Annotated in this window: 24 protein-coding genes and 1 tRNA gene; 14 read left to right on the forward strand and 11 right to left on the reverse strand. The window is 42.8% G+C overall.

The features are described from left to right. The first annotated feature begins 4 nt into the window (after positions 1-4). Genes BMZ72_RS18935 through BMZ72_RS18945 form a run of 3 tightly spaced genes read left to right on the forward strand, consistent with a single transcriptional unit; the run spans position 5 to position 3,744 of the window. A complete protein-coding gene (locus BMZ72_RS18935) occupies positions 5-1,471 on the forward strand; it encodes a RagB/SusD family nutrient uptake outer membrane protein (RefSeq protein WP_089811097.1) in 1,467 nt (488 codons plus the stop codon). A 14-nt stretch (positions 1,472-1,485) separates the two neighbouring features. After that, positions 1,486-2,316, forward strand: coding sequence for a DUF4843 domain-containing protein (locus BMZ72_RS18940; protein ID WP_089811099.1), 831 nt, complete (start codon positions 1,486-1,488; stop codon positions 2,314-2,316). A gap of 15 nt (positions 2,317-2,331) precedes the next feature. Continuing rightward, positions 2,332-3,744, forward strand: coding sequence for a PKD-like family lipoprotein (locus BMZ72_RS18945; protein ID WP_089811100.1), 1,413 nt, complete (start codon positions 2,332-2,334; stop codon positions 3,742-3,744). A gap of 102 nt (positions 3,745-3,846) precedes the next feature. Here the strand turns inward: BMZ72_RS18945 and BMZ72_RS18950 are convergent, their stop codons facing one another. Together BMZ72_RS18950 and BMZ72_RS18955 are read right to left on the reverse strand one after the other, a co-directional pair. Then, the gene (locus tag BMZ72_RS18950) at positions 3,847-4,323 is read right to left on the reverse strand and encodes a hypothetical protein (protein WP_089811102.1); all 477 of its coding nucleotides are present in this window, start codon (positions 4,321-4,323) and stop codon (positions 3,847-3,849) included. Positions 4,324-4,384: 61 nt separating this feature from the next. Then, positions 4,385-4,783 (reverse strand): nuclear transport factor 2 family protein, encoded by a 399-nt coding sequence (locus tag BMZ72_RS18955; protein WP_089811104.1) that lies wholly within the window; start codon positions 4,781-4,783, stop codon positions 4,385-4,387. Between the two features lie 71 nt (positions 4,784-4,854). On the opposite strand from BMZ72_RS18955, the gene BMZ72_RS18960 reads away from it, so the two are divergent. From BMZ72_RS18960 to BMZ72_RS18980, 5 genes are all read left to right on the forward strand, one after another. After that, a complete protein-coding gene (locus BMZ72_RS18960) occupies positions 4,855-5,883 on the forward strand; it encodes an AraC family transcriptional regulator (protein ID WP_255373235.1) in 1,029 nt (342 codons plus the stop codon). 36 nt (positions 5,884-5,919) lie between these two features. Beyond that, complete coding sequence (locus BMZ72_RS18965; protein ID WP_089811108.1) at positions 5,920-6,327, forward strand: MarR family winged helix-turn-helix transcriptional regulator; 408 nt, start codon at positions 5,920-5,922, stop codon at positions 6,325-6,327. 103 nt (positions 6,328-6,430) lie between these two features. Next, complete coding sequence (locus tag BMZ72_RS18970) at positions 6,431-6,712, forward strand: hypothetical protein (RefSeq protein WP_089811110.1); 282 nt, start codon at positions 6,431-6,433, stop codon at positions 6,710-6,712. 72 nt (positions 6,713-6,784) lie between these two features. Beyond that, positions 6,785-7,573, forward strand: a complete 789-nt coding sequence (locus BMZ72_RS18975) for a PhzF family phenazine biosynthesis protein (protein WP_218155265.1) — start codon at positions 6,785-6,787, stop codon at positions 7,571-7,573. 118 nt (positions 7,574-7,691) lie between these two features. Beyond that, positions 7,692-8,183, forward strand: a complete 492-nt coding sequence (locus tag BMZ72_RS18980; protein ID WP_089811111.1) for an ester cyclase — start codon at positions 7,692-7,694, stop codon at positions 8,181-8,183. An 11-nt stretch (positions 8,184-8,194) separates the two neighbouring features. Here the strand turns inward: BMZ72_RS18980 and BMZ72_RS18985 are convergent, their stop codons facing one another. Further along, a complete protein-coding gene (locus BMZ72_RS18985; RefSeq protein ID WP_143087727.1) occupies positions 8,195-8,818 on the reverse strand; it encodes a hypothetical protein in 624 nt (207 codons plus the stop codon). 77 nt (positions 8,819-8,895) lie between these two features. On the opposite strand from BMZ72_RS18985, the gene BMZ72_RS18990 reads away from it, so the two are divergent. After that, entirely contained in the window at positions 8,896-9,687 is a 792-nt protein-coding gene (locus tag BMZ72_RS18990) for a carbon-nitrogen hydrolase family protein (RefSeq protein ID WP_089811116.1), read from the forward strand. A 171-nt stretch (positions 9,688-9,858) separates the two neighbouring features. Here the strand turns inward: BMZ72_RS18990 and BMZ72_RS18995 are convergent, their stop codons facing one another. Then, on the reverse strand, positions 9,859-10,350 hold the full coding sequence (locus BMZ72_RS18995) for a hypothetical protein (RefSeq protein ID WP_089811118.1): 492 nt from the start codon (positions 10,348-10,350) through the stop codon (positions 9,859-9,861). Positions 10,351-10,468: 118 nt separating this feature from the next. Between BMZ72_RS18995 and BMZ72_RS19000 the strand changes: the two genes are divergently transcribed. Further along, positions 10,469-11,248 carry a carboxypeptidase-like regulatory domain-containing protein gene (locus BMZ72_RS19000; protein WP_089811119.1) on the forward strand — a complete coding sequence of 260 codons (780 nt, stop codon included), beginning with the start codon at positions 10,469-10,471 and terminating at the stop codon, positions 11,246-11,248. A 314-nt stretch (positions 11,249-11,562) separates the two neighbouring features. Here the strand turns inward: BMZ72_RS19000 and BMZ72_RS19005 are convergent, their stop codons facing one another. The 3 genes from BMZ72_RS19005 to BMZ72_RS19015 form a co-directional block, all read right to left on the reverse strand. Then, positions 11,563-13,350, reverse strand: coding sequence for a 7TM diverse intracellular signaling domain-containing protein (locus BMZ72_RS19005; protein ID WP_089811121.1), 1,788 nt, complete (start codon positions 13,348-13,350; stop codon positions 11,563-11,565). 81 nt (positions 13,351-13,431) lie between these two features. After that, on the reverse strand, positions 13,432-14,238 hold the full coding sequence (locus tag BMZ72_RS19010; protein WP_089811124.1) for a helix-turn-helix domain-containing protein: 807 nt from the start codon (positions 14,236-14,238) through the stop codon (positions 13,432-13,434). A 56-nt stretch (positions 14,239-14,294) separates the two neighbouring features. Beyond that, entirely contained in the window at positions 14,295-15,101 is an 807-nt protein-coding gene (locus BMZ72_RS19015; protein ID WP_089811126.1) for an SDR family oxidoreductase, read from the reverse strand. 322 nt (positions 15,102-15,423) lie between these two features. Here BMZ72_RS19015 and BMZ72_RS19020 point away from each other — a divergent pair, with 322 nt between their 5' ends. From BMZ72_RS19020 to BMZ72_RS19035, 4 genes are all read left to right on the forward strand, one after another. Beyond that, positions 15,424-16,341 carry a hypothetical protein gene (locus tag BMZ72_RS19020; protein WP_089811129.1) on the forward strand — a complete coding sequence of 306 codons (918 nt, stop codon included), beginning with the start codon at positions 15,424-15,426 and terminating at the stop codon, positions 16,339-16,341. Further along, complete coding sequence (locus BMZ72_RS19025) at positions 16,322-16,603, forward strand: hypothetical protein (RefSeq protein ID WP_089811130.1); 282 nt, start codon at positions 16,322-16,324, stop codon at positions 16,601-16,603. Before BMZ72_RS19020 ends, BMZ72_RS19025 begins: the two co-directional genes overlap by 20 nt. A 150-nt stretch (positions 16,604-16,753) precedes the next feature. Further along, positions 16,754-17,794, forward strand: coding sequence for a DUF262 domain-containing protein (locus BMZ72_RS19030; RefSeq protein WP_089811132.1), 1,041 nt, complete (start codon positions 16,754-16,756; stop codon positions 17,792-17,794). Continuing rightward, complete coding sequence (locus tag BMZ72_RS19035; protein WP_089811134.1) at positions 17,791-18,465, forward strand: MAE_28990/MAE_18760 family HEPN-like nuclease; 675 nt, start codon at positions 17,791-17,793, stop codon at positions 18,463-18,465. Before BMZ72_RS19030 ends, BMZ72_RS19035 begins: the two co-directional genes overlap by 4 nt. Before the next feature lie 87 nt (positions 18,466-18,552). Here the strand turns inward: BMZ72_RS19035 and BMZ72_RS19040 are convergent. The 4 genes from BMZ72_RS19040 to BMZ72_RS19060 all read right to left on the reverse strand — a co-directional run bounded on the left by BMZ72_RS19040 (position 18,553) and on the right by BMZ72_RS19060 (position 22,458). Continuing rightward, a tRNA-Arg gene (locus tag BMZ72_RS19040) sits at positions 18,553-18,624 on the reverse strand. Positions 18,625-18,712: 88 nt separating this feature from the next. Then, positions 18,713-20,497 (reverse strand): AMP-dependent synthetase/ligase, encoded by a 1,785-nt coding sequence (locus BMZ72_RS19045; protein ID WP_255373236.1) that lies wholly within the window; start codon positions 20,495-20,497, stop codon positions 18,713-18,715. 52 nt (positions 20,498-20,549) lie between these two features. After that, positions 20,550-20,840: a 2TM domain-containing protein gene (locus tag BMZ72_RS19050; protein WP_089811138.1), complete on the reverse strand. Its 291-nt coding sequence runs from the start codon at positions 20,838-20,840 to the stop codon at positions 20,550-20,552. Positions 20,841-21,225: 385 nt separating this feature from the next. Next, positions 21,226-22,458: an MFS transporter gene (locus BMZ72_RS19060; protein WP_089811142.1), complete on the reverse strand. Its 1,233-nt coding sequence runs from the start codon at positions 22,456-22,458 to the stop codon at positions 21,226-21,228. Positions 22,459-22,463 lie beyond the last annotated feature (5 nt).

The following is a 22,463-nucleotide window of genomic DNA, read 5'->3' on the forward strand; positions in this document are numbered from 1 at the left end:
CAAGATGAAGAAATATTATACACTTATAATAGTGATGGCGACCGGTTTGATGTCCTGCAGTAAATGGCTGGATGTAACGCCGAAATCAGAGGTGTCGCAGGGGGCTTTATTCAGTACACAATCCGGTTTTGAAGAAGCGCTGAATGGTGTGTACAGCCGTTGTACACAGGAAGATAGTTATGGTAAGGAAATCACCTGTGGTTTTCTGGATGTGCTGGCGCAGAACTATGTTATCACCAGTCAGGACCCGCAGGCTTATAAACAGACTTCCATCTATAACTATGAGGAAGAAAACTTCATGAGAAGAAGAGATGCTGCCTGGATAGCATTGTATAATGGAATTGCCAACAGTAACCTGATCCTGCATCACATCAAAGGCCAGGAAAAGCTGTTTGCCGGTCAGGAGTATTCACTCATCAAAGGTGAAGCGCTGGCACTGAGAGCATACCTGCATTTTGATCTGTTGCGTATGTTCGGACCTTCTTATGTAAGTGATCCGAATGCATTGGCTATTCCATATGTAATGGATTTCTCCAAAAAGGTGACGCCTATGTCAAGTGTACGGCAGGTACTGGATTCTGCTATCCTGGACCTGACAGAAGCAAAGGCGCTGCTGAAAGTATCTGATCCGATCCTGAATGCCGGTTATAAAGTGGGTTATCCTGCGAAGGATTCCAGTACAGAGGAAACAGGTGCTTTGTTCCTGCAGAACCGTCGTCATCGCCTGAATTATTATGCTGTTTGCGGCGAGCTGGCGAGAGTATATCTCTATAAAGGTGATAAAGCGAATGCGCTGGCAAATGCCCTGGAGGTGATCAATTCAAATAAATTCCCCTGGACGCGCCAGAACGATTTCCTGAATCCGAATGATGAAAAGAAAGACCGCATTCTCTACAGGGAATTATTGTTCGCATGGTATGTACCTAATATGTCCGGCGCATTGAACAGCCGTTTCAGGAATGGTGAAAGTGCTTTGTTTGTCACCAGTTCAGAAGGACAGAATATGTATGAAACAGGTGGTGTTGGTGGAGATGACTTCCGCTACAAACAATGGTTCAGCGAGCAGAGTGGTGGCCTTGGTACCCGCTTGCAGCTTGAAAAATACTACCGTGACGGAGATGCGAACATACACTACCAGATGGCGCCAGCTATCCGTCTGAGTGAAATGTATTACATCGCGGCAGAGTGTACGTTTGATACGGATCCTGCAAAGGCATGGGATTACTTTAATGAAGTAAGACTTCACAGAGGTATCGGTACCCGTATTACGGAAGAACGTTCAAAAGATGTGTTCATGACGGAACTGGTAAAGGAAAGCCGTAAAGAGTTCTATGGTGAAGGCCAGATCTTCTACATGTATAAACGTCTTAACAGAGCAGTGACAGGGTTGGCGGGTATCCAGTATCCAGCTACGAATAAAATGTTCGTATTCCCTTTACCTGATGATGAAATCCAATTCGGTAACCGATAAAAACCTACGGCCAGATGAAAAAGATTTATTTATTCGGAGTGCTTTGCTGTATGGTCCTGTTTGCCTGCAAGAAAGACGAAACTCCTTTGTTTGATACAACAGAGAACGTTTATTTTGATTTTACACCTGATGATCCGGATGATAAGACAGACAGCCTGTTATATTCATTTGCTTATTTTCCTGACAAAGGAGAAGATACCATATATGTGCCTGTGAGAATTTCAGGTTTCCGTGTTGCGCATGAGCGGACATTTATCCTGGAAACAGTGGATAGCAGTACTACTGCAAAAGCTGGTCTGGATTTCAAGGCACTGGAGAAAGAATATGTTATGCCGTCTGATTCGGGTTTATGTCTGGTACCATTGATCCTCTACAATAAGGATACAGTGCTGAAGTCTAAAACCCTCACTATCGGTCTTACCCTGAAGGCGTCCAAAGACTTCGGTGTCACCTTCAAACTGCAGAATAAAGGTATTGTGAAGTTTTCCAACAGACTGGAGAAGCCAAACTGGTGGAATACCTGGGCGGGTGAACTGGGAGATTATTCCCGTGTGAAACATGAGCTTTTTATAAGGGTATCAGGCGCAACAGAGTTAGGTACGAATCTGCAGGATTTCAATACAATTCCTAAAGCCCTGTATCACACAAGGCGTTTTAAGACCTTCCTGCTGGATCCATTCAACTGGGTAACGCAGTTTGCCACGGAAGGTTATGTTATTACAAAAGAAGCAGACGGTTTTTACTATTTCTACAGTAGCAAAAATCCTGATAATAAGTACAAACTGGAGCTGAACCCGGACGATGGCCGATATTATTTCAGGGATGAAAATGGTAAACGTATCTAGGCAAAACTTACAACAATGAAGAAATCACTTTTTTATATACTTATTGCTGCTTTGCTTCCTTTTATATCATCTTGCTTCAAGGATAAAGGGAACTATGATTATGTAAAAGTTGATGAACCGGTTATCTCTAATCTGGATACAGCATATACTGTTTTAACAGGAGATAGTCTGATCATCGTACCGAAGATCGTACTGCCTGGTGGCAGAACCGATATGACTTGTCACTGGATGATACAGATTCCTTCAGAAGCCCGTTCAGATGATTATGATGGACCTGCACTGAGAATTCTGTACGGTCTTGGTTCCAACAGATACAGCTGTATGCTGACCGTAATGGACAACACAACCGGTATGAAGTATTTCTATAAATTCTTCATTAATGGTAAAACTGAGTTTACTTCAGGTACCCTGGTGCTCTCCGATGAAGGCGGACAGGCAAAGCTTTCCTTTGTTAAGCCAGATGGGTCAGTAAAACCTGATCTGTATCCGGCGATCAATGGTGAAAACCTGGGTACAAACCCTTTGCAGATCGTACCATTGCGTAACCAGTATTATCTGAATGTGACGCTTTCCTACTGGATCGTGTGTGCTGGTGGCACCAATCCTGCTGTGCAGATCAGCCCGGATGATCTGAAGCGTATGAAATACCTGAAAGAGAACTTTTACGATCCACCAGGGGATATACATCCGGCTTATTTTCAGAAGCTGCTGGATGGCACGACGACTGCTGTTATGAATGACAAACTGTACTTCGGAACAGTAGAAACAGCGCCGTTCGGTACTTATTATGGCTATTTCAGTAACCCGATCTCCGGTGATTATAACCTGGCAGGGGACCTTGTCTTCACCAGCAATGATAAAGGGGTATACTACCTGGGTTTTGATAAGGTGAAGAAACGTCTCATCCGTTTTGACCGTACGACATACTACGGCGTCAATTATACACAGGAGGACTCACTGTTCAATCCAAAAGACCTGAAGATGGACCTGCTCGACCTGGAGAAGATCACAGAAAACGATGTATACGCCTTCTGTGACAGTGTCGGACAGACCTATGAGCTGAAGTTCGGTGTGAACTTCCTGGAGGGAAATTCCCGCTTTAAAACTACCTACAAAAGGAAGTTCAAAGGCGACAGCCTGGTAACTGCACAAACCAAATGGCAATCCTCTGCTTTAGGCGTATTCTATTTTACCTCTCATGACAAGATCTATCGTTATAATCCGCTGAACCAGGAGATCAAACAACTGGATGCCAATTTCGACGGTAAAGACGTAACCATGATCAAAGTGATGGATGAGGTGAACAAGCTGATCGCAGGTACAGATGGAAGTTATTATACACTTGATATAAGCACCGGGAAAAATGGCAATATCCTTAATCAGACCCATGGTCTACCCGGAAAAGTAGTTGACGTTTTTATACGATGATAGCATCTAGCACTATCCTGAAGCCCTATTAACCAACCATTACAAAAAACGGAACGCCCCACGATTCAATCGTGGGGCGCTGTTTTTTCCGGAAGGAACAGATTATTTACAATCTCCTTTTACGAAGGGAGTTTCCTCATATTTCAGCTTCGTCAGGTCTTTTTCGAACACAGGTACACCCTGCTTGTCGAAAGAGGACGGAATCGCCTCTAATACCTGGTTATTTTCCAGCTTGAACACAACTGGCCTTACGCTGGTCTGACCCTCACTCATAAAGCGGTATTCTGCCTCAATGATGTTATTATTGATCGTACCAGTGATAGCACCCTGGTTTTTGTCTTTTTCAAAGATGCGGTATTCCAGCTGGCCGTTGATCACTTCATTGTCTGTTTCAAACTGCAGATAAGAGGTGTCTTTGCCGGAAATACGGGTAAAGCATTGAGGACCTGCTGCTACGATAGGGGCAGCCGGAGTGGCAGCACTGCTGTCATTACCTTCCGTTTGTACGGTATTAGTATTGGCGGATTGTTGACAACTAAACATGGTCAGTAAGGCTGCAGCTGCAAAATATAGTTTCATGTGACTGGTTTTTGCCTTATAGAACGAATAGTGTGCCAAGGAGTTACTTTACCGTATTAATTTATTTCCCCCAGAAACGGTCTTCCTGTTCCAGGTCGGCGGAGTAGATCTTCGCCTTGACAATTTTTCCCCCTGTAACGGTATAAACGTCAATGTTATCCACGTCGAGTCTGGCGCCCGCTGCCCCTTCGGCTGTCCATTGGATGAGGCAGGCCACACTGTTACCACTGACAGCGATATCCTTGATCTTCGTAAGTGCGAGGGTATTACTGGTATGGGCAAACATGCCACCTACCATCTGGAATACCTCGTTAATGTCCTTTTTAAAGCCGGAAAAGCGGTTGTCACCAGGTTGCTCCCATTCTACAGCAGGATCGAGTAAGGCTGCCAGTGTCTGATTGTCTCCCTGCTGTACGGCGGTCAGAAATTGTGTTACTATCTGTTTTGCCTGATTTTCCATGTTGTTTGTTTTTATTTGGATGATTGTATACTGCAAAACTATTCCTGATAAGCGGGGTGCTTATTATCTTTATGCGACAAACAATTACCATCTCGCGACAAGTTATGGAGAATATGCGCAGGCGTTTTGTACTGAATCTTATTGCGTATGCAGCTTTACGTGATGTACCGGCTACGCAGTTATGCCGGCTGGCTGGCATAGACCTGGCAGCGTTGCAGCGTACCGAAGGTGATACGATCAGTCACCAGCAGCTGAATAATCTGTGGCGGGAGGCCAGCGCGCTGGCAGATGATGTGCTGTTCGGACTGCATTTCGGAGAGTCCCTCCAACTGTCGGCGCTGGGGGTAGTCGGTGAAATTATCCGGACCAGCGAAACCGTCGGCCAGGCGGTGGAACAGGCAGCCGCATTGGCACACCTGCTGACGGACCTTTTTCGTGTTACGGTTGACCACAACGAATCTCACTTTATCATACGCTTTTTACCTTTGACAGAACGGACGGACCAGTTTGTATTCAGACAGACGCTCGAACTGTTTATGGTCTTTGTCGTACATGAACTGGACGGATTGTTATTACGTAAAGTAAAACCGGTAAGGGTACGCCTGCCTTACAGCGTAGAACAGGAAACAGAGTATACACGTGTGTTCCGCTGCGATATAGAGAGGAGTGCAGCAGAATATGCGCTGGTGTTTGACAACCACTATTGGATGGAACCACTGCTAAGCGCGAACTATGAAATACAACGTACATTGCTGCAGACCGTTGCTGCAAATAACAGCACAGCAGGCGATTCATTGAAAGAAAAGATCCATCAGTATCTGCTGACCAATGCCTATCTTGGCATCCGGTCACTGAGTGAGATCGCGGCCAATTTTAATGTCAGTCCAAGAACACTGCAACGTAAACTAAAAGAAGAAGGAATCAGCTACCAGGATGTGGCAGATGAAGTCAGGAAATCACTGGCCATACACTATCTTGAAGAAGGCGGCTATCCCGTCAAAACAATTTCCTATATGCTGGGGTACAATGAACTGAGCGCATTTACAAGAGCTTTTAAAAGATGGACAGGTAAGACGCCTGTCAGTTATCAGAAGAATTAAATAACAGGTCCTACTTACTATTATAACAACTACACTATGGAAGCTAACAAGCCGATTGGCTGGTATCTGAAAGAAGCAGACAAACGTATTACTGCTTTTCTGAATGATGAATTCGCAGATCTTTCTATCTCCCGTCATCACTGGATGATCATGCAGCAGATCGCAGAACAGGGAAGTATTATCACCTGGGAGTTTTTCCAGGAAATAAAATCGGCAGTCACTGTACAGCAATTCGGAGAGATCATACAATCAATGCTTGATCGTGGCTGGGTCACTGTTTCCGCGGAGGATAAATGCGTCTTCACTGCGGAGGGACAGGGGGCATATCAGCAGATAGGCATGATGCAACAGGAGCGGTCTGGCCGGATGTTGAACGGTATCACTGAAGCGGAATATAATCTGATGATCAGCGTATTGAACAGGATAATCGTGAATATAGGGTAACAGTACATACAACAGGTAAAAACTGTTTTGGCTGTAATTGATTAATCGATACTTTTGTCTGGTCCCGGAGGGACTTCTAATGTTAAAATAAAACAATATTAATATGGCAAAGTTACCCAAGTTTATGATTGCTGATGATCCTGTTACGGATCCTGACAATGAGTATATCTTCCACACAGAGCAACCCCGTTTCTTCGCTAAACGTGTTGATGAAGACGAGGAAAACGGTCATATTGATATCGTTGCTGAACTGGATAACGTGGATGAGTTCTTCAAGAACGATCCGGCTAAGAAAGAAGAGTTACTTGGTGAGCTGGAAGAATGGTACTATTCTTATCTTGAGTGGCTGGAAGAAGATGAGTTTGATGAAGAAGATGAAGAATAGTCTAACGATATTTTATGTAATAGTACAGAAAGTCAGCAATTTGCTGACTTTCTACGTTTAATACCCTTTCCCATGATAGCATTGAACTTATACCAGGTAGACGCATTCACCACAGCCGTTTTTGGCGGTAATCCCGCCTGTGTGATTCCCCTGGAAGAGTGGCTGCCGGATGAGCAGCTGTTGTTACTCGCGCGGGAGAATGCTGTGGCTGAGACCGCGTTTTTCATCCCACAGGAAGATGGCTTTGCATTACGCTGGTTTACGCCGGAAATAGAAATGGACCTCTGCGGGCATGCTACGCTGGCGTCCGCACATGTGATTAAGACCTTTCTCAATTATGATAAAGACAGTATCCTGTTCACTTCCGCCAGCGGGCCTTTAAAAGTGACTTTCAGCGGAGCGCGGTATGTATTGGATTTTCCTTCCAGAAAACCGGTATCCGCTACATTACCCGATGTGATCAGTCGTTCACTGAATAAGCAACCGCAGGCTGTACTGAAAGCGAGAGATTATGTACTGGTGTATGGTCACGAACAGGATATCCGGGATATACAGATAGACCGTCAGATCCTGGATCAGATCAATCTGGACCCGGGCGGTGTAATTGTTACGGCGCCAGGGGAGCAGTGTGATTTTGTATCCCGCTTTTTTACCCCGCAGGCGTCTATACTGGAAGATCCGGTGACAGGCTCTGCACATTGTTCGCTCATTCCTTACTGGAGCGAAAAACTGGGGAAAAAGGAGCTGAAGGCGCTGCAGTTGTCGGAGCGTATGGGGACTTTGTTCTGTACAGATAATGGAGAGCGGGTGCTGATAGCGGGAGATGCCCGCACCTATTCAGCCGGTCAATGCTGGATATAACGACCTGTTTTCTCATGCCTGTTAAGTATTGTTTTGCTGGTATTAGCTCCGGAGATAAATCAATGATTTTTTACAATTCCAGGTCCTGAGCGGTAGCTAGTTTTGTGGAAAATAAACGATGAAAATTCCAGTAATCCTGTCGGCTGTAATAGCAATGCCTTTATTATCAGCAGCACAGACATTAAAACAAAAGGAGCTTATCATGAATAACAAAGCAGTAGTTAGTAAAATGTATGAAACTGTCTTCAATAAAAGGGATATATCCAACGTATCTCTGTTCATTTCAGATGTTTATCCGGGTACATTCGGAGAACAATTGCAGCCATTAATAGCGGCTTTCCCGGACGCGCAATGGGTGGTCAAAGATATGGTTGCAGAAGGAGATAAAGTGGTTGTATTCCAGCAATTTCAGGGTACGCACAAAGGAACCTATCAGCACATTCCGGCTACAGGAAAATATGTGACCGGAGCAGGTATCGTGAAGTACGAACTGAAAGATGGAAAGATCATCAGCAGTGATGTATTGACTGACCGTCTGGGTTTTCTGCAGGCATTGGGTGCAGCGATTAATACTGATAGCAGTGGAACCCCTGTCATTAACAACAAATAAGTCATTATGTATTATCTGATCGCACTGATCGGATAGATGTCAAAAAGCCGGCCGGGAGGTGGCAGATAATAGAAGCCTTCTTTTGCCACTTTCCGGAATGCTGCATCATTTTGCTGATCGCTTACCTTATATAATGAATCCGCTTCATAGCGATAAATACCCTCTCCGTTTACGGATGGTTTTTTACTGGCAGAAACCGGTTTTTTATTTGCCTCATAAGTGATCTTTCTCTTGTTAAAACGCGCGTAAAACCACATCCCATCTTCAAAACTATTACTCAACGGATCGCTTGTTAAAGACAGGGTATATTGGACGATGGTGGAATCACTCAGAAAGCTTGCATTTCTGGCTAATGCATAATATTGCGTTTGCTCACCATTCCATTTTTCCAGAATGAGATTGTCGGGAATCTGGCACTGGTGTCCTTTGTGAATAGGAAAATTAGCTGCATATCCTACATGTGTATCCCGTATTATCAGTGTATCCAGGCGGTATTGGCCCCGGAGTTGTACCATGTCTTTTTTACTAAGGGGTGTCCAGCAGGGCGTATCCTGTGTTGTGCTGTCCGCGTTTCCCAGGGTAGCGCAGCCGGCAACCAGCAGCATGATGCATAAAGAAAGGAGGCTACATTTCATATGTTGGGGGATATCTGTGAATATACAATAAAGTATACAGGCATATGCTATAATTTTGCCGCGTATAAATCGTCTTTATGAAAATAGCATTAGCATCGCCTCCTTTCCCGAAGTCCTTGCAGGATGGACTGTTCTGGCTCGAAAAACTGGTAAAAGAAGCTGTCGCTGAAAGCGCTGCAATTATCTGTTTTCCGGAATCATATCTGCCTGGTTATCCGGGTATGGGATATGCACCGGAGGACCGCTCCAGGAAGTCATTATTGCACGCGTTGGCAAAGGTATGCGACATTGCTGCAGCACATGCTATTACGATCATTGTGCCTATGGATTGGTATATCGATGAGCAACTGGTCAATCTTGCCTTTGTTGTTTCGGAAAAAGGGGATGTATTGGGGTATCAGACGAAGAATCAACTCGACCCTACAGAAGATGAACTGTGGACCGCTGGTACTACCCGGAGTATTTTCGAGGTGAACGGCGTGAAGTTTGGTATTACAATCTGTCATGAAGGGTTCCGTTATCCTGAATCTGTCAGATGGGCGGCGCAACAGGATGCAAAGATCGTGTTCATGCCACATTTTGGTGGCAGTGAGACAGAAGGTGTGGAGTTGAAAGAATGGGGTGCGAAGGAAAATCCTTATTATGAAAAAGCAGTGATGCTCAGAGCGATGGAAAATACGGTCTATACAGCCAGTTCCAATTATGCGGCCCGCTATTCGCATGCAGCAACATCACTGGTGGCTCCTGACGGCTCCTGTGTCGCGCATGAAGCATATGGGAGAGTAGGTGTTATTGTGGGTGAGATCGATCCGGAAAAGGCCACCGGATTACTGGCAAAGCGATTTAAAAATGCGCTGTATCATTCCTGATAGTAAACGGGCTGAAAAGTGAACTGAACCGGGGCTGCATGCAATAAAAGTAATTTTGTAACTGTCAGTGCTCCCGGATAGGGTGTGGCTGTAGTTAGACTATAGTTATCCTGGGTTAGTGCTACGTTAAAAAGGCAGCACTAACCCAGGATAACTATAGTCAGGCTGCTTTTAGTCTTCTCTCGTAAAAATGATGACTTCTCCTGCATCAGGGTCACCCAGTGTAATGATAATATCATAGGGAGGTTTATTACCCATAAACCCGATACTGGTATATTGTTTATTGAAGTTTGTTAATCCGATCCCCCAGTGAGTTTCCACATTTGATCCGTTATCTACATTACCCACACTTTCGATATTCCATTTTCCTTTAGCTGAAATGTTTCCCGTGATGCGTTTTTTGGGACTGTTTACTTTCTCCGGGAAGACATCCGGGATATCACAGATCGCATAGGTGCCGTTTTTTCTTAATTCAATGTAACTCTCTTGTCCGGCTTTATTAACGGTATCCTGCGATATGGTTTGTTCACTGAATCTGTAAGTGCCGATGAGATCTTCAAAGTCAGGTTTATGTGTCGTGTACCTGTGGGCGTACGGATCATACTGACATGCTGAGTAGAGTAATAGTAAAACAATAAGAAACAGGGATTTGTTAAGTGTCATAAACGGGAATTGTCGTGTTGAAAATGGCTAACTGTGTGTCAAAGGTAAGAATTACCGTTTTGCCTGTATTAATTATGGATTTTTTTTAATCTGAGCATCCTGTATCAAACTGATACCTATGAAGCAGAAAGACGCATTTATACTCAGTATCCCTGATCGTTGTACGCAGCCCTGGAATGAAATGTTACCTGCTGAAGATGGTCGTTTTTGTCTGAGTTGTCAGAAGACGGTGACTGACTTTACGGAAATGACGGATGCAGAAATATTGGCTTATCTGAAGCGTAACAAAGGCAATAGTTGTGGTCGTTTTGATGCGACACAGCTGAACAGGGTATTACAAGCGCCTCCGGAGCCATCCCGGTCAATTTTCCCTGCTATGTTACTGGGGGCCATGTTAACAGCTATATTACCTGAACAGGTATATGGGAGCAACAAAACCCCTGTTGTTACGATGCAACCTTCTTTACGGATTGGAGGCGAAAAACGTATCGAGGGATGTATTATGGATGATGCAGGCAATGCTCTGGATGGGGTATCTGTTCGGATAAAAGATCATTCCAGTATCGGAGGTATTACAAATAGAGAGGGGCAATTTAGCTTTACGCTGCCGGAATCACTGCATAAAACCGATTCAATCACCCTCCAGATCAGCCGTCTGGGATATGATGCCCGGGAAGTGTTGGTCAATCCGGACCAGTTTTCCGGTGTACAGGTCAGTCTTAGCTTATCTATAATGGCGCTGCCTGAAGTGGTGATAGAAAGATCCGGATGGGCTACCCGTACCATCATCACCGGCGCATATGCTGGTTATGATGGTATGAATTATTGTAGAAATCCCCGCTGGCATTGGTGGCATAGACTGACACGGGTGTTCCGGAAAAATAAAAACAATTATTAGACAGAAAGGGAGAGGTCAATCCCGGCCGACTAAAAGGACGCTTGTTGTGTGGATGGTTCATGCGCCTTTTAGTCAGCATGTGGGTTGAAATGGGGATAAACAGTTGTGGATTTCAGTAATAAGTTTGGGGTACAATGATGAATACGGTGTACTTCCTCTATCAGGATGAGTGCACCTGGCTTTGTGAGAAGGAGTTAATTGATCTCGTCAAACAGTTGGATATCCGGCCGGAATAGTTTCGACAGGATAAAGAACGCAGAATTAGGGCAGGAAAGTGAAAAAGGGGCATCTACAAAGTGTCTACAATGCAATAATTATTGATTGTCAATTGATTCGGAAGTGACTTCTATCGGGTTTCCCAGCTTTTTGTTCAGTCTTGTCTTGGCTTGCCGCACACTGGCAGGGGCGATATTTAACAAAACAGCGATCTCTTTAGTGGAGAGATTGATGTGAAAATAGGCGCAAAGTCTTAACTCGTTATTGGTCAGTGAGGAATGTTTTGCTTTTAATGCCTCAAAAAAGCCGGGATGTACATTCTCAAAATGCAGGCGGAATTTATCCCATTCAGCATCCAGGTATTGATGTTCCTTTAAGGTGGACCTCATAATTTTTAGTTCAGGATGTTTCATATGAGGGTATAATGCGTCAATATCGGATAACTGTTTTTTAAGATCCTCCAGTAGTTTATTCTTCTGGTGAATATAAAGACTGTTACTTACCAGTTCGCGGTTGTTGGCATCCAGTTTTTGCTGTAAAAGCTCCGATCTTTCTTTTTCCTGTTGTATGGTCTGGTTAATATGTTCATTTTCTCTTTCTATTAACCAGTGTTTATGTTGATTTTGCAGAATATCAGCTTCCAGCTGGGCAACTTCCCGGTTCTTTACCTTGAGTTCTTCGTTAATAGTCCGGATCCTGGCGAACAGTGCTCCGGTAAATGTGACAATTTGCGAGAGGATGGCGATTTCCGGCAGGAGGGCGCCATTGTCCATATAGCTGGGCGTATTGTTAACAAGGAAGTAAATAGCTGTACAGGTACAAAATATGATAGGGAGTATATTCGCCAACAGAAAATGTCTGGCAGCTCTTATTTTTTTCCGGTATGCTGTAATAGAAGTAAACAGCACCATCAGGAAAATGACCAATACAGTAATATTATCGTAGAACAGTGTATAGCTGTCCAGATAATAAATGCCTGTTATCGTAATGATTGCCGGCAGCCAGCAGCATATGACGTATCCATAGCTCATATACCGGAGGATCTTATCATAGGCAGGAAGGAGCTCTTTGGTGCGCAGATAAGACCTGGTCAGTTGCAGAACACCTACCATTACAATAACAGCACCTATATGTAAAAAGAACGTGTTGATCGTGTAATCATATACACTCCCTTCTGCATTCAGGTAAAACCTGCGTACATCGAAAGGAAGCAGTACATTGAAGATGTGCTTGAAGGATGTGATAAATATGATCGCACCGACCTGCATGATCACATACCACAGATATGTCTGGTCTCTGAGTTGGAAATATACATATCCATTATAACCGGCAAAGGAGAGCAGCAACGAAACTGAAATGATCCAGGAGATCCAGGTCATTTTCTCCCGGCTGGCCGCAGATATTTCTTTCTCAAGATGGATAACAGGACGGATGTTATGACCGTATGCGGCCAGTTCGCCTGTGTTGATGCGGAAATACAGTATATGCGTCGTTTCGCTTTTAAATAAAAAAGGAATAACTCCTTTTTCTACCTGCCGGGATGAGAATGCAGCTGTTTCTCTGATCTCATTCCTCAGATAGTATAATGAATAATGTATCGGTAGTGACAGAGAGAGCAGGTATGCTTCATTATTAGGGTAGGGATTGCTGATCTCCAGTCTTAGCCAGTAGGCGTTTTTTCTTGTTGATAATGTGGTGAGTGGAGAGAAGTGCAGCGCCGTGTCTGTACTTACCTGTGTGATGCTGTAGCCTTTATCTTCCAGTACCTCATACTGCTGTATCAGCATATCCGCTTTGTTGGTAAGATGGTGTCCTGTTTTCGCACTTACGCCAGGCGCAAAGCAAAGTAGTATAGGAATTAAATAGCGGATAGTTTTAAATGGCATAATTACCTTGTTACGACGTACTTTCGCCGGGAAAGGTAGCCTATAAACTCCAGAAAAGAAAGTTAACTGATAATTAAGTACTTAGACAACCATAGAAGGGGCGGTCCCGAATAACTTTTTAAATGCGGTAAAGAAGTGGGAGTAATCATTAAAGCCAACCTCCATGTAAACATCCGTTGGTTTCATTTTCTTCTCTTTCAGTAGAACATGTGCTGCTTCCAGCTTTTTCTGTATCAGCCATTTGCCCGGAGTGGTGTGAAAGATCTTTTCGAAATCACGCTTAAACGTAGAGATGCTACGGCCTGTGAGATAGGCCATATGTTCCAGGTCTCCGCTGTATTGATAGTGCTCTTCCATAAACTCCTGCAGGTCTATTTTCCCTGGTTCGCTGAAGTCAAAGAGAAGACGTTTTAGTTCGGGATTGGCGTCCATAAATATCAGTACGGCTTCCTTTACTTTTGTTTTCAGCAGTTCTCCGGTGATCTGGTGGCTATGTTCCAGGTAGGGAAGTAATGAATCGATATAGTTTTTGAAAAGGTTATTGGGTCGTAGGGGGAGCACGTTGTCATAATGTTGACTGGACGCGATACTCCGCTCATATGGCGCTGATATTTCCATGAGCGTATTTTTGTCGATACAGATAGCGATTGAGCGGTATTCTTCCCCCTCATGTGGCAGCTTCACAAATTTGCTTAACCTGTTCCTTACGGCAAAACGGATATCACCGGCCTTAAAAGTCTGTGACTTATTACCATAATACGCGATCGAGGTGCCAGCCAGGATATATTCGATCACATGTTGCCTCACCAGTAATTCAGCGTCGACGGTCTTATGTGAAACGCAGGCATAGACAATCTGCGGTATGTTTGGATCTGTTGTAGCTGCCATGTTATAAATATACTTAAAAGAAAGTCAGGCCTTTTCAGACCTGACCTGTAGTATGATCAGCCTAAGAATATTTTTGACATTTCTGCGCGTGAAGTTTCAGCACCGACTTCCAGCCTTCTTTCATACATCCCTTTGGCATCAGCGCCTGCGGTGTAATGTACCTGGTCTTTTCCATCTGTTACGGCCTCATATACAACAGCCGCCACTTCTTCTGCGGTGGAACCGCTTGTGGTTGGATCCATCATACCTGTCACCACTTTCATGTATTGCTCAAGCGCTGTCTCATACGGAGCAGCTGTAGCCTGTGTTGCATTTGCGCCAAAAGCCGTGCGGATAAATCCGGGGGCGACTGTCTTCACGCTGATATTCCAGGGCGCCAGTTCATAGGTCATTCCTTCACTGAATGCCTCCAGTCCCCATTTAACAGCGTGATACAGGCTGGCAAAAGGGAATGTAACAAGACCGGCAATAGAGGTGATGTTGATGAACATACCACTTTTCTTTTCTCTGAAATGAGGAATGAATGCGTGCGTAATTCTGATCGCTCCCATCAGATTGGTATCTACCTGTTTGCTGATATCTTCGTCCGCAAAAGCCTCCAATGGTCCCATGGCGCCGTAGGCTGCATTGTTCAGTACGACGTCAACCGGGCCAGGGGCAATAGCTGCCGCTACCGTTGACTTGATCTGTTCCGGATTGGTGATATCCAGCGGGAGTACTGTTACGTTTTCTAATTCGCTGAAGTCGTTGCCTTTTCCGGTGTTACGCATAGTGGCAATAACATTCCATCCATGATTATGAAACAGCTGTACTGCTGCCTTTCCCAGACCGCTGGAGGTCCCTGTAATGAATATTGTTTTCATGATTTGCTTTCGTTTTGAATTGTGATACAAAGAAAGCACGAAGCGGAAGGATGGAGATTGTTGTGAGGTTCAAATGATATGGGTGAGAAGTTCAAAAGAAAACATGGGCACTATTCCCTCGTGAATTAGAAATACAGTATGAGGTGCAATAGAAACATTATAAATCCGAAAAATAAATTGTGTTACAAATTAACAATCAATGCAACTATAACATCAATTTGCCGACTAATAGTGCTGAATGTCATGTGAGTGTAAAATTATTTTAATTTGACAATAAGTAGTATAACTAAATGATTTATAAATTGTTTTTAATTAAAGATTAATGAATTTTAGAAAAATATTATCAGTTGTCTGGGTTTCCATTAAGCGTTCTGTAAGGGGGAAACTCTGGAAATGGCTATTAGGTGGTATTGGTTCACTCCAAACTTTCTTGTTATTTGGCAAGAATTTTTTAGGAGTTGAAGTGCCCAAATCTATAACATTGGGCATTGTAGGACTGTCAGTTATATATCTCATCCGTCTTGGTCTTATCTTTTTGGAAGAAGTTGGAAGATATTGGCATTTTGTAAATAGAGAATCAATATATGGGGATGCAATAATTACTTTAACAGATGTTTTTGCAAAAGTGAATGAGTTGCAGCGGAGAACAGATTTTTCTGATGCTGAATTTATGGCAGTTATGATTGAAACTTGTAACGGACTCAAATTTGTTTTTGATAAAAAAACAAAAAGTAAATGCTCTGTGTCTGTTAAGGTGCCCATCACGGGAAATGTTTGTGAAAACACAATTGTTCTGAATCTTTGCAGAGATTCAGAACATGCCACTATACGGGATACTTTGACTTATAATGAGATTAAACATACAATTATCGGCAATACCCCATTTCAAAAGATATTAAATGGGGTCATTACTGGAAATAGTAAAAAATTTGTTTATAAAAACGACAATATCAGGGCAAGTGAAGATTATGAAAATACAAGTCGTAGTGCCTACCCTGATGAACAATTGCCTTATAATAGCGAAATAGTCTATCCGTTAATACCGACAATATCTGTTAATAAATCAAATTATGACATGTTAGGGTTCCTTTGTATTGATTGTATAGACAAGGAGAAATTTGATGATAAATACGATGTCGCGATAATTAAATGTGCTTCTGATCGTCTTTATGATCTAATTGTGAAAAGAAATTATTTAAAATCTGTAAAACCAATTCAACATGAAGGCACAGCTGCTTGAAAAAAAACTTGGTTTGCAACAAGTTTCAAAGAATGATAATGCTCTTGTATTACAAAGGAATGTAGCCAAACATTCCTCTAAAAAGAGAGGGAAGAACATAAATCTTCAACAACAACCCAAACTTACTTTACACCTATTTGATCAACAGGATATTGAAAATTTGAGAGAGCTCGAAGTAGAAATTTCAAAGAAGTTCATCGCAAGAGGTAGTAAGTTTTTTTCTCCCTTACTTCATGCTATTAGTGATTTTCTAGTGAAATAATGTAGTTTTTAAATGCCCTATCTAGTCAAGCTGTCATGAATAACTGTAAAAACTCTGAAATAGTTTATAATCTTGTTGAGTGAATGAGAAAGGAATATTTTATTGAAAGCTTTTGCTTATATCCCATTTCTAACCCTTAAATAAAATTATGTGACAGAAAAGCAGATTAAAGACGCTGAACTACAGATTATTGAAAAACAAAGAGTTGTAGATTATGATATAAAAGAATTTACGCTCGAAATATTGGTTTCTAAGTATAATCATGGACTTGAAAATGATGAAAACGAAATATTCGTGCCAACATATCAGCGAAATTTTGTTTGGTCTCCTGAACGGCAGTCAAAATTTATAGAATCAATACTGCTTGGCCTACCAGTACCGTACATCTTTACTGCTGATATAGAGGATGGCAGATTAGAAATTGTAGATGGTTCTCAGAGAATAAGGACTTTAGATGCGTTTCTGAACAATCATCTAAAGTTAACTGATTTAGAGCTTCTCGATAAGTTAAATGGCATGGCATTTAAGGATTTACCTGCCGGAAGGCAGCGTAAAATAAAAAATTCCACCATACGAATGATTACTCTATCAGATAAGAGTGATGATGATATTAGATTCTTGTTATTTGAAAGAATTAATACAGGTTCGGATTTATTGAAGGATATGGAAAAGAGACGTGGGATATTCGGAGGTAAGTTTCTTGATTTTGTTCGGGAATGTGCGGAACATCCTTTATTTGTAAAGCATACAACTTTTACTCCGAATATAAAGAAGCGAGGAGAACCTGAAGAGTTAATACTTAGATTTTTTGCTTATTCTGACGAATATCAAAGTTTCACTTCTGGTGTTAACGACTTCCTTAACAGATATACTGTTAAAAGGAATAAGACTTTGGAAAAAACAAGATTAAAATCAGAATTTGAAAGGATGCTTCAGTTTGTTGATAAGCATCTTCCCAATGGGTTTAAGAGAAAAGAGGACTCAGCGAAAACGCCTAGAACTCGTTTTGAAGCTATTTCTGTTGGAATCAATTTGGCATTACGCCAAAATTCTAATATAAAGTCACCTAGTTTTAGCTTCCTAAACACTGTATCGTTCGAAGGCGAAGTTACAGGTGGTAGCCATAACTCTCCTAATAGAGTAAGAAGTAGAATTGAATTTGTTCGTGATAAACTCCTACGTACAAAATGACTACAATTTTTAATGATTTTGAAAGTCGAGTAAAAGAAGTAGAACTTTATTTTGGTTTGTTAGAAAGCATTACTGAGAAGAATGCTACGTTAAAGAAGCCCGGTTCAAATAGAACCAAGAGAATAGATGCTGATTTAATAAAAGTTCTTAAAGCAAATTGTTTTTTATTGCTTTACAATTTAATGGAATCATCGATTAGTCAATCTTTGCAGCATCTTAACGATAGAATTACTGATGAGAAAAAGAAATATGGAGAAGTTAAAAGAGAAATTAAGCAAATTTGGTTGCAACATAAATATCGCAATTTTAAGGAGAAGAGTTCAAAAACAATCTTTGATATACTAACTTCTATTGAAGAAGAGGTTATAAACTTATCGGGATTCAAGGGCGTCCCAATTTCGGGAAGTCTGGATGCTCGTAAAATTCGTGAAATTGCGGTTTTTTTCGGTTTTTCAGAGAAGGTACATCATACTGCTGGAGATGGAACGAAGTTATACCAAGTACGAGCTAATAGAAATCATCTCGCACATGGAGAGAAGTCTTTTTCAGAATGTGGAAGAACTTATACTTATCCAGAACTTAGAATAATAAAAAATCAGGTGATTAGGTTTATGAGACAGATATTGAAAAATATTCAACTTTATTTAGATGGTGGGTTATTTTTCAAATAAGTAGAATTGATACTAAGAAAATGATAGCAATCATAGACATAATAACCGCAAATGCAACATTAAATAGCATTTGCGGTTATTATTTTGTAGCCCGGACAAGAATCGAACTTGTATCTAAAGTTTAGGAAACTTCTATTCTATCCATTGAACTACCGGGCCATAGGGCAAAACCCTAAAGTGGAGTGCAAAAGTAAACGTTTTTTATATATTTCAAGCAAACCGCCTAAAAATTGCACACCACAACCACTTAATTATAAATTTTTTCAATTTGTTGCTCATACCGTTGGGCAATCACCTTCCGTTTCACTTTCAGGGTAGGAGAGAGTTCTCCGTTGGCGATTGTCCATTCCTGCGGCAGTAATTCGAACTTCTTGATCTGTTCGATATGGCTGAAGTACTGATTGTACTTTTCTACTACCTGTTTATAAAGCTGTTGAATATCAGTGTTTTGGAGTAATTCTTCATGACTGCCGGAACGGATGCCTTTTTTAGCAGCCCAGCTTTCCAGGTTAGGAAAAGAAGGTACCAGGAGTGCACCGGTAAATTTGCGGTTTTCACCAACAACCATGATCTGTTCAATAAAAGGAGATTCCTTGAACTTGTTTTCGATCGGTTGTGGCGCCACGAATTTACCGCCGGAGGTTTTGAAGAGTTCTTTTTTACGGTCGGTGATCTTAAGGAACTTGTTGTTCACGAGTACCCCGATATCGCCGGTATGGAACCAGCCATCGATGATGGATTCTTTGGTAAGATCAGGACGTTTATAATAACCGGGTGTAATGTTTGGTCCTTTACAACAGATCTCTCCGTCATCTGCGAGTTTTACCTCTACATTACTGATCAGCGGACCAACTGTACCGAACATGCGGTCTTTTTCGTCAACGCGGTTTACGCTGATCACCGGTGATGTTTCGGTCAGACCATATCCTTCCAGGATAGGAATATGAGCAGCGGTGAAGATCTTTAATAAGCGTACCTGACAAGGTGCAGAACCTACGACGATAGCGTCGATATTACCGCCCAGTGCATCCCGCCATTTTTGGAATACGAGTTTATTGGCAATGGACAGCTGGAAATTATACCACCAGCCCAATGATTTATTGATCTCATACTTTTTACCCAGTTCGACAGACCAGAAGAAGAGCGCACGTTTGATTCCTTTCAGCTCAAGTCCTTTTGCCATGATCTTTTCATATACCTTTTCCAGCAAACGGGGAACGGTCGTAAAGATGCTGGGTTTCACTTCACGCAGATTGTCTGCAATGGTATCCATGCTTTCAGCATAGTAAATAGGCACACCTGCGGTCAGGTATACGTAAGTGACCATGCGTTCAAACACGTGGTTGAGTGGTAGAAAGCTTAATGCCCTTGCTTCCAGACTAACCGGAAGATAAGGGATACAGGCGGTAACGTTACTCATGATATTATCATGTGTCAGCATTACACCTTTAGGCGTACCGGTGGTTCCGGATGTATAGATGATGGTGGCCAGCTGGTCTGGTTTTGTCGCTTCGCGGATAGCCGGTATACGATCCATGTCGGCCTGTGTGGCCATCTCCGGAATCTCCAGCCAGTGACGGGCACCTGCTATTTTATTGAATGAATAGATCTCTTTAAGCTGCGTCAGTTTATGACGGATAGGCTTGATCTTCTCTAGCATATCTTCTCCGCTGATGAACAGGATAGAAGCCCCTGAATCATTCAGGATAAACTCCATTTCGTGTTCACTTAAGGTTGGATAGAGGGGCGCGAGAATAGCGCCTGCCTGCTGACAGGCAAGGTCTGTTATCACCCATTCCGGACGGTTAGGAGAGATGATCGCAATTTTATCACAACCTTCAGGAGTTGCATCCCCTTTACCTATTCCCAGTTGTAGAAGCCCGGCGCTGAAACGCAATGATAGATCGGCTACTTCCTGTGTGCTGTATTTTCTCCAGACATTGTTTTCTTTTCCTACCAGCATGTCTGTTTTGGGGAAATTCTTTAGCTGGTGTTCGATTACATCAAATAATCTTCGTGGCTGCTGCTCCATGATCATAGATAGCTTTGGTGGTATGCGTTACGCCTGTTAAAAGTAGTGGAATTTATACGCCTCTGCGCTGCTTTTCTTCCTGCAGTTTTTCATATTCTTTTACAGCATCGCCAAATGGATCGCGATGCCATGCGTTAAAGTACTGGAATGCCAGTCCAAGTCCCCAGCCCAGTGCCGGCCATACAGGCCATGGTGTGCCACCATGTCCTGGTCCTTGTGTAACGAACCAGAGCACCCAGAAAAAGGCATTCATAATCAGATAAATGAGCAGAGAATTTCTGAAAGCTGCCCTTGATTTCGCAATCTTCCAGAGTCGTTCATCACGTTGCGTCGTTGTTTCCATATGTATTTGAGATTTTTAGAAAGGCTTGAATAAATATAATGTTTTTTATTGAATAGTACTGTAGGGGGAGAATACCTGGGGGGAGATGAAAAGGGGGTGTTAAAATTCACTGCCCAGCCTGTAACTGCTATGTTATTTCAGCACCAGCTGCTAATTTTGAAACAAGACCTGAAGGACAGACTACGTTACGCGATACAAGAAAATATCCCGTTATTCCACGAATCACACTTAAACTTATTGTTTGAACATTATTACGCTATTATATAAAGATTGTGTCTTAATGGTTATTTAATTGATGAAACCCAGAGCGTTTTATCTAATAATGCACTCACCAGTCTCTGGTGATAAAATTCCTTTTACCACAAGGGACCGGTGAGCTGGTTTTTTATTTTGTTTTGCCTGTACGATCTACGTTGGGCAGGAAACCTGTGAGCAATCCTATCAGCGGCAGATAGGCACATACATCAAATACATAAGCGATACTGGTGCTGTCAGCCAGTTTACCCAGTAAGGCAGACCCTATACCTCCCATGCCGAATGCCAGTCCGAAGAATAATCCGGCGATCATTCCTACTTTACCTGGTACCAGTTCCTGCGCATATACGAGTATGGCAGAAAATGCGGAGGACAGTATCACGCCAATGAAGACACTGAGCACAGATGTCCAGAGCAGGTTAGCGTGTGGTAATAACAGGGAGAATGGCGCTACACCAAGAATCGAAATCCATATTACATACTTTCTGCCGATACGGTCGCCTACAGGGCCACCGATAAAGGTACCTGCAGCAATAGCAAAAAGGAAGATGAACAGATAAACCTGTGCACTCTGTACAGAGATATGGAATTTATCAATGAGATAGAATGTATAATAACTGGTCATGCTGGCCATGTAGAAATACTTGGAAAAGATCAGCACCAGCAATATGCTCAGCGCAAATGTCACTTTCCCTTTTGATAACTGTACATGCTGCACATCGTCTGATCCTTTGGATTTACTACGGATGCGATGTGTGTTATTCCTGTACCAGGATGCGATATTCAGCATCACTACAATTGCCAGTAAGGCTGCCAGTGCAAACCAGCTGATACTGCCCTGGCCTTTCGGTACGATGATCATCGCTGCCAGCAGAGGACCGAGTGAACTACCCGCATTGCCACCTAGCTGGAAGAGCGACTGTGCCATGCCATGTTTACCACCTGAAGCCATATAGGCCAGTCTGGATGCTTCCGGATGGAAGATAGAAGAACCTACGCCTACCAGTGCAACGGATATGAGCACGAGGTAGAAATGGTGCGCCTGCGACAGACTGATAAGTCCGAGCAGGGTAAAGCCCATCCCGATTGCCAGGGAATAGGGTTGAGGACGCTTGTCCGTATACAGACCCACCAATGGTTGCAGTAATGAGGCCGTCAGCTGATAGGTCAGTGTGATCAGTCCGATCTGACTGAAAGTAAGTTTTAATGAGTCTTTTACAATAGGGTAGATCGCAGGGATCAGTGACTGTATCGTGTCATTGATCATATGCGAAAAACTCAGTGCCAGCAGTATAGAAAATACGGTATTGCTGGCTGCCTGCTGGGCCTGTGCTTTGGCTGTTTCCTGTAAAGTCTTTTCCATAGTGA

Origin of the sequence: Chitinophaga sp. YR627, from assembly GCF_900114995.1 — a bacterium.
GTDB lineage: Bacteria > Bacteroidota > Bacteroidia > Chitinophagales > Chitinophagaceae > Chitinophaga.

What these genes read in the sequence shown, in the direction of transcription:
- BMZ72_RS19060 (WP_089811142.1), bottom strand. Translation starts at nt 22,458, where the DNA reads ATGGAAAAGACTTTACAGGAAACAGCCAAAGCACAGGCCCAGCAGGCA.
- BMZ72_RS19010 (WP_089811124.1), bottom strand. Translation starts at nt 14,238, where the DNA reads ATGGCAGCTACAACAGATCCAAACATACCGCAGATTGTCTATGCCTGC.
- BMZ72_RS18950 (WP_089811102.1), bottom strand. Translation starts at nt 4,323, where the DNA reads ATGAAACTATATTTTGCAGCTGCAGCCTTACTGACCATGTTTAGTTGT.
- BMZ72_RS18990 (WP_089811116.1), top strand. Translation starts at nt 8,896, where the DNA reads ATGAAAATAGCATTAGCATCGCCTCCTTTCCCGAAGTCCTTGCAGGAT.
- BMZ72_RS18975 (WP_218155265.1), top strand. Translation starts at nt 6,785, where the DNA reads ATGATAGCATTGAACTTATACCAGGTAGACGCATTCACCACAGCCGTT.
- BMZ72_RS18965 (WP_089811108.1), top strand. Translation starts at nt 5,920, where the DNA reads ATGGAAGCTAACAAGCCGATTGGCTGGTATCTGAAAGAAGCAGACAAA.
- BMZ72_RS18980 (WP_089811111.1), top strand. Translation starts at nt 7,692, where the DNA reads ATGAAAATTCCAGTAATCCTGTCGGCTGTAATAGCAATGCCTTTATTA.
- BMZ72_RS19005 (WP_089811121.1), bottom strand. Translation starts at nt 13,350, where the DNA reads ATGCCATTTAAAACTATCCGCTATTTAATTCCTATACTACTTTGCTTT.
- BMZ72_RS19045 (WP_255373236.1), bottom strand. Translation starts at nt 20,497, where the DNA reads ATGGAGCAGCAGCCACGAAGATTATTTGATGTAATCGAACACCAGCTA.
- BMZ72_RS19000 (WP_089811119.1), top strand. Translation starts at nt 10,469, where the DNA reads ATGAAGCAGAAAGACGCATTTATACTCAGTATCCCTGATCGTTGTACG.
- BMZ72_RS19050 (WP_089811138.1), bottom strand. Translation starts at nt 20,840, where the DNA reads ATGGAAACAACGACGCAACGTGATGAACGACTCTGGAAGATTGCGAAA.
- BMZ72_RS18970 (WP_089811110.1), top strand. Translation starts at nt 6,431, where the DNA reads ATGGCAAAGTTACCCAAGTTTATGATTGCTGATGATCCTGTTACGGAT.
- BMZ72_RS18995 (WP_089811118.1), bottom strand. Translation starts at nt 10,350, where the DNA reads ATGACACTTAACAAATCCCTGTTTCTTATTGTTTTACTATTACTCTAC.
- BMZ72_RS18960 (WP_255373235.1), top strand. Translation starts at nt 4,855, where the DNA reads ATGCGACAAACAATTACCATCTCGCGACAAGTTATGGAGAATATGCGC.
- BMZ72_RS18985 (WP_143087727.1), bottom strand. Translation starts at nt 8,818, where the DNA reads ATGAAATGTAGCCTCCTTTCTTTATGCATCATGCTGCTGGTTGCCGGC.
- BMZ72_RS19035 (WP_089811134.1), top strand. Translation starts at nt 17,791, where the DNA reads ATGACTACAATTTTTAATGATTTTGAAAGTCGAGTAAAAGAAGTAGAA.
- BMZ72_RS18940 (WP_089811099.1), top strand. Translation starts at nt 1,486, where the DNA reads ATGAAAAAGATTTATTTATTCGGAGTGCTTTGCTGTATGGTCCTGTTT.
- BMZ72_RS19015 (WP_089811126.1), bottom strand. Translation starts at nt 15,101, where the DNA reads ATGAAAACAATATTCATTACAGGGACCTCCAGCGGTCTGGGAAAGGCA.
- BMZ72_RS19020 (WP_089811129.1), top strand. Translation starts at nt 15,424, where the DNA reads ATGAATTTTAGAAAAATATTATCAGTTGTCTGGGTTTCCATTAAGCGT.
- BMZ72_RS18935 (WP_089811097.1), top strand. Translation starts at nt 5, where the DNA reads ATGAAGAAATATTATACACTTATAATAGTGATGGCGACCGGTTTGATG.
- BMZ72_RS18955 (WP_089811104.1), bottom strand. Translation starts at nt 4,783, where the DNA reads ATGGAAAATCAGGCAAAACAGATAGTAACACAATTTCTGACCGCCGTA.
- BMZ72_RS18945 (WP_089811100.1), top strand. Translation starts at nt 2,332, where the DNA reads ATGAAGAAATCACTTTTTTATATACTTATTGCTGCTTTGCTTCCTTTT.
- BMZ72_RS19025 (WP_089811130.1), top strand. Translation starts at nt 16,322, where the DNA reads ATGAAGGCACAGCTGCTTGAAAAAAAACTTGGTTTGCAACAAGTTTCA.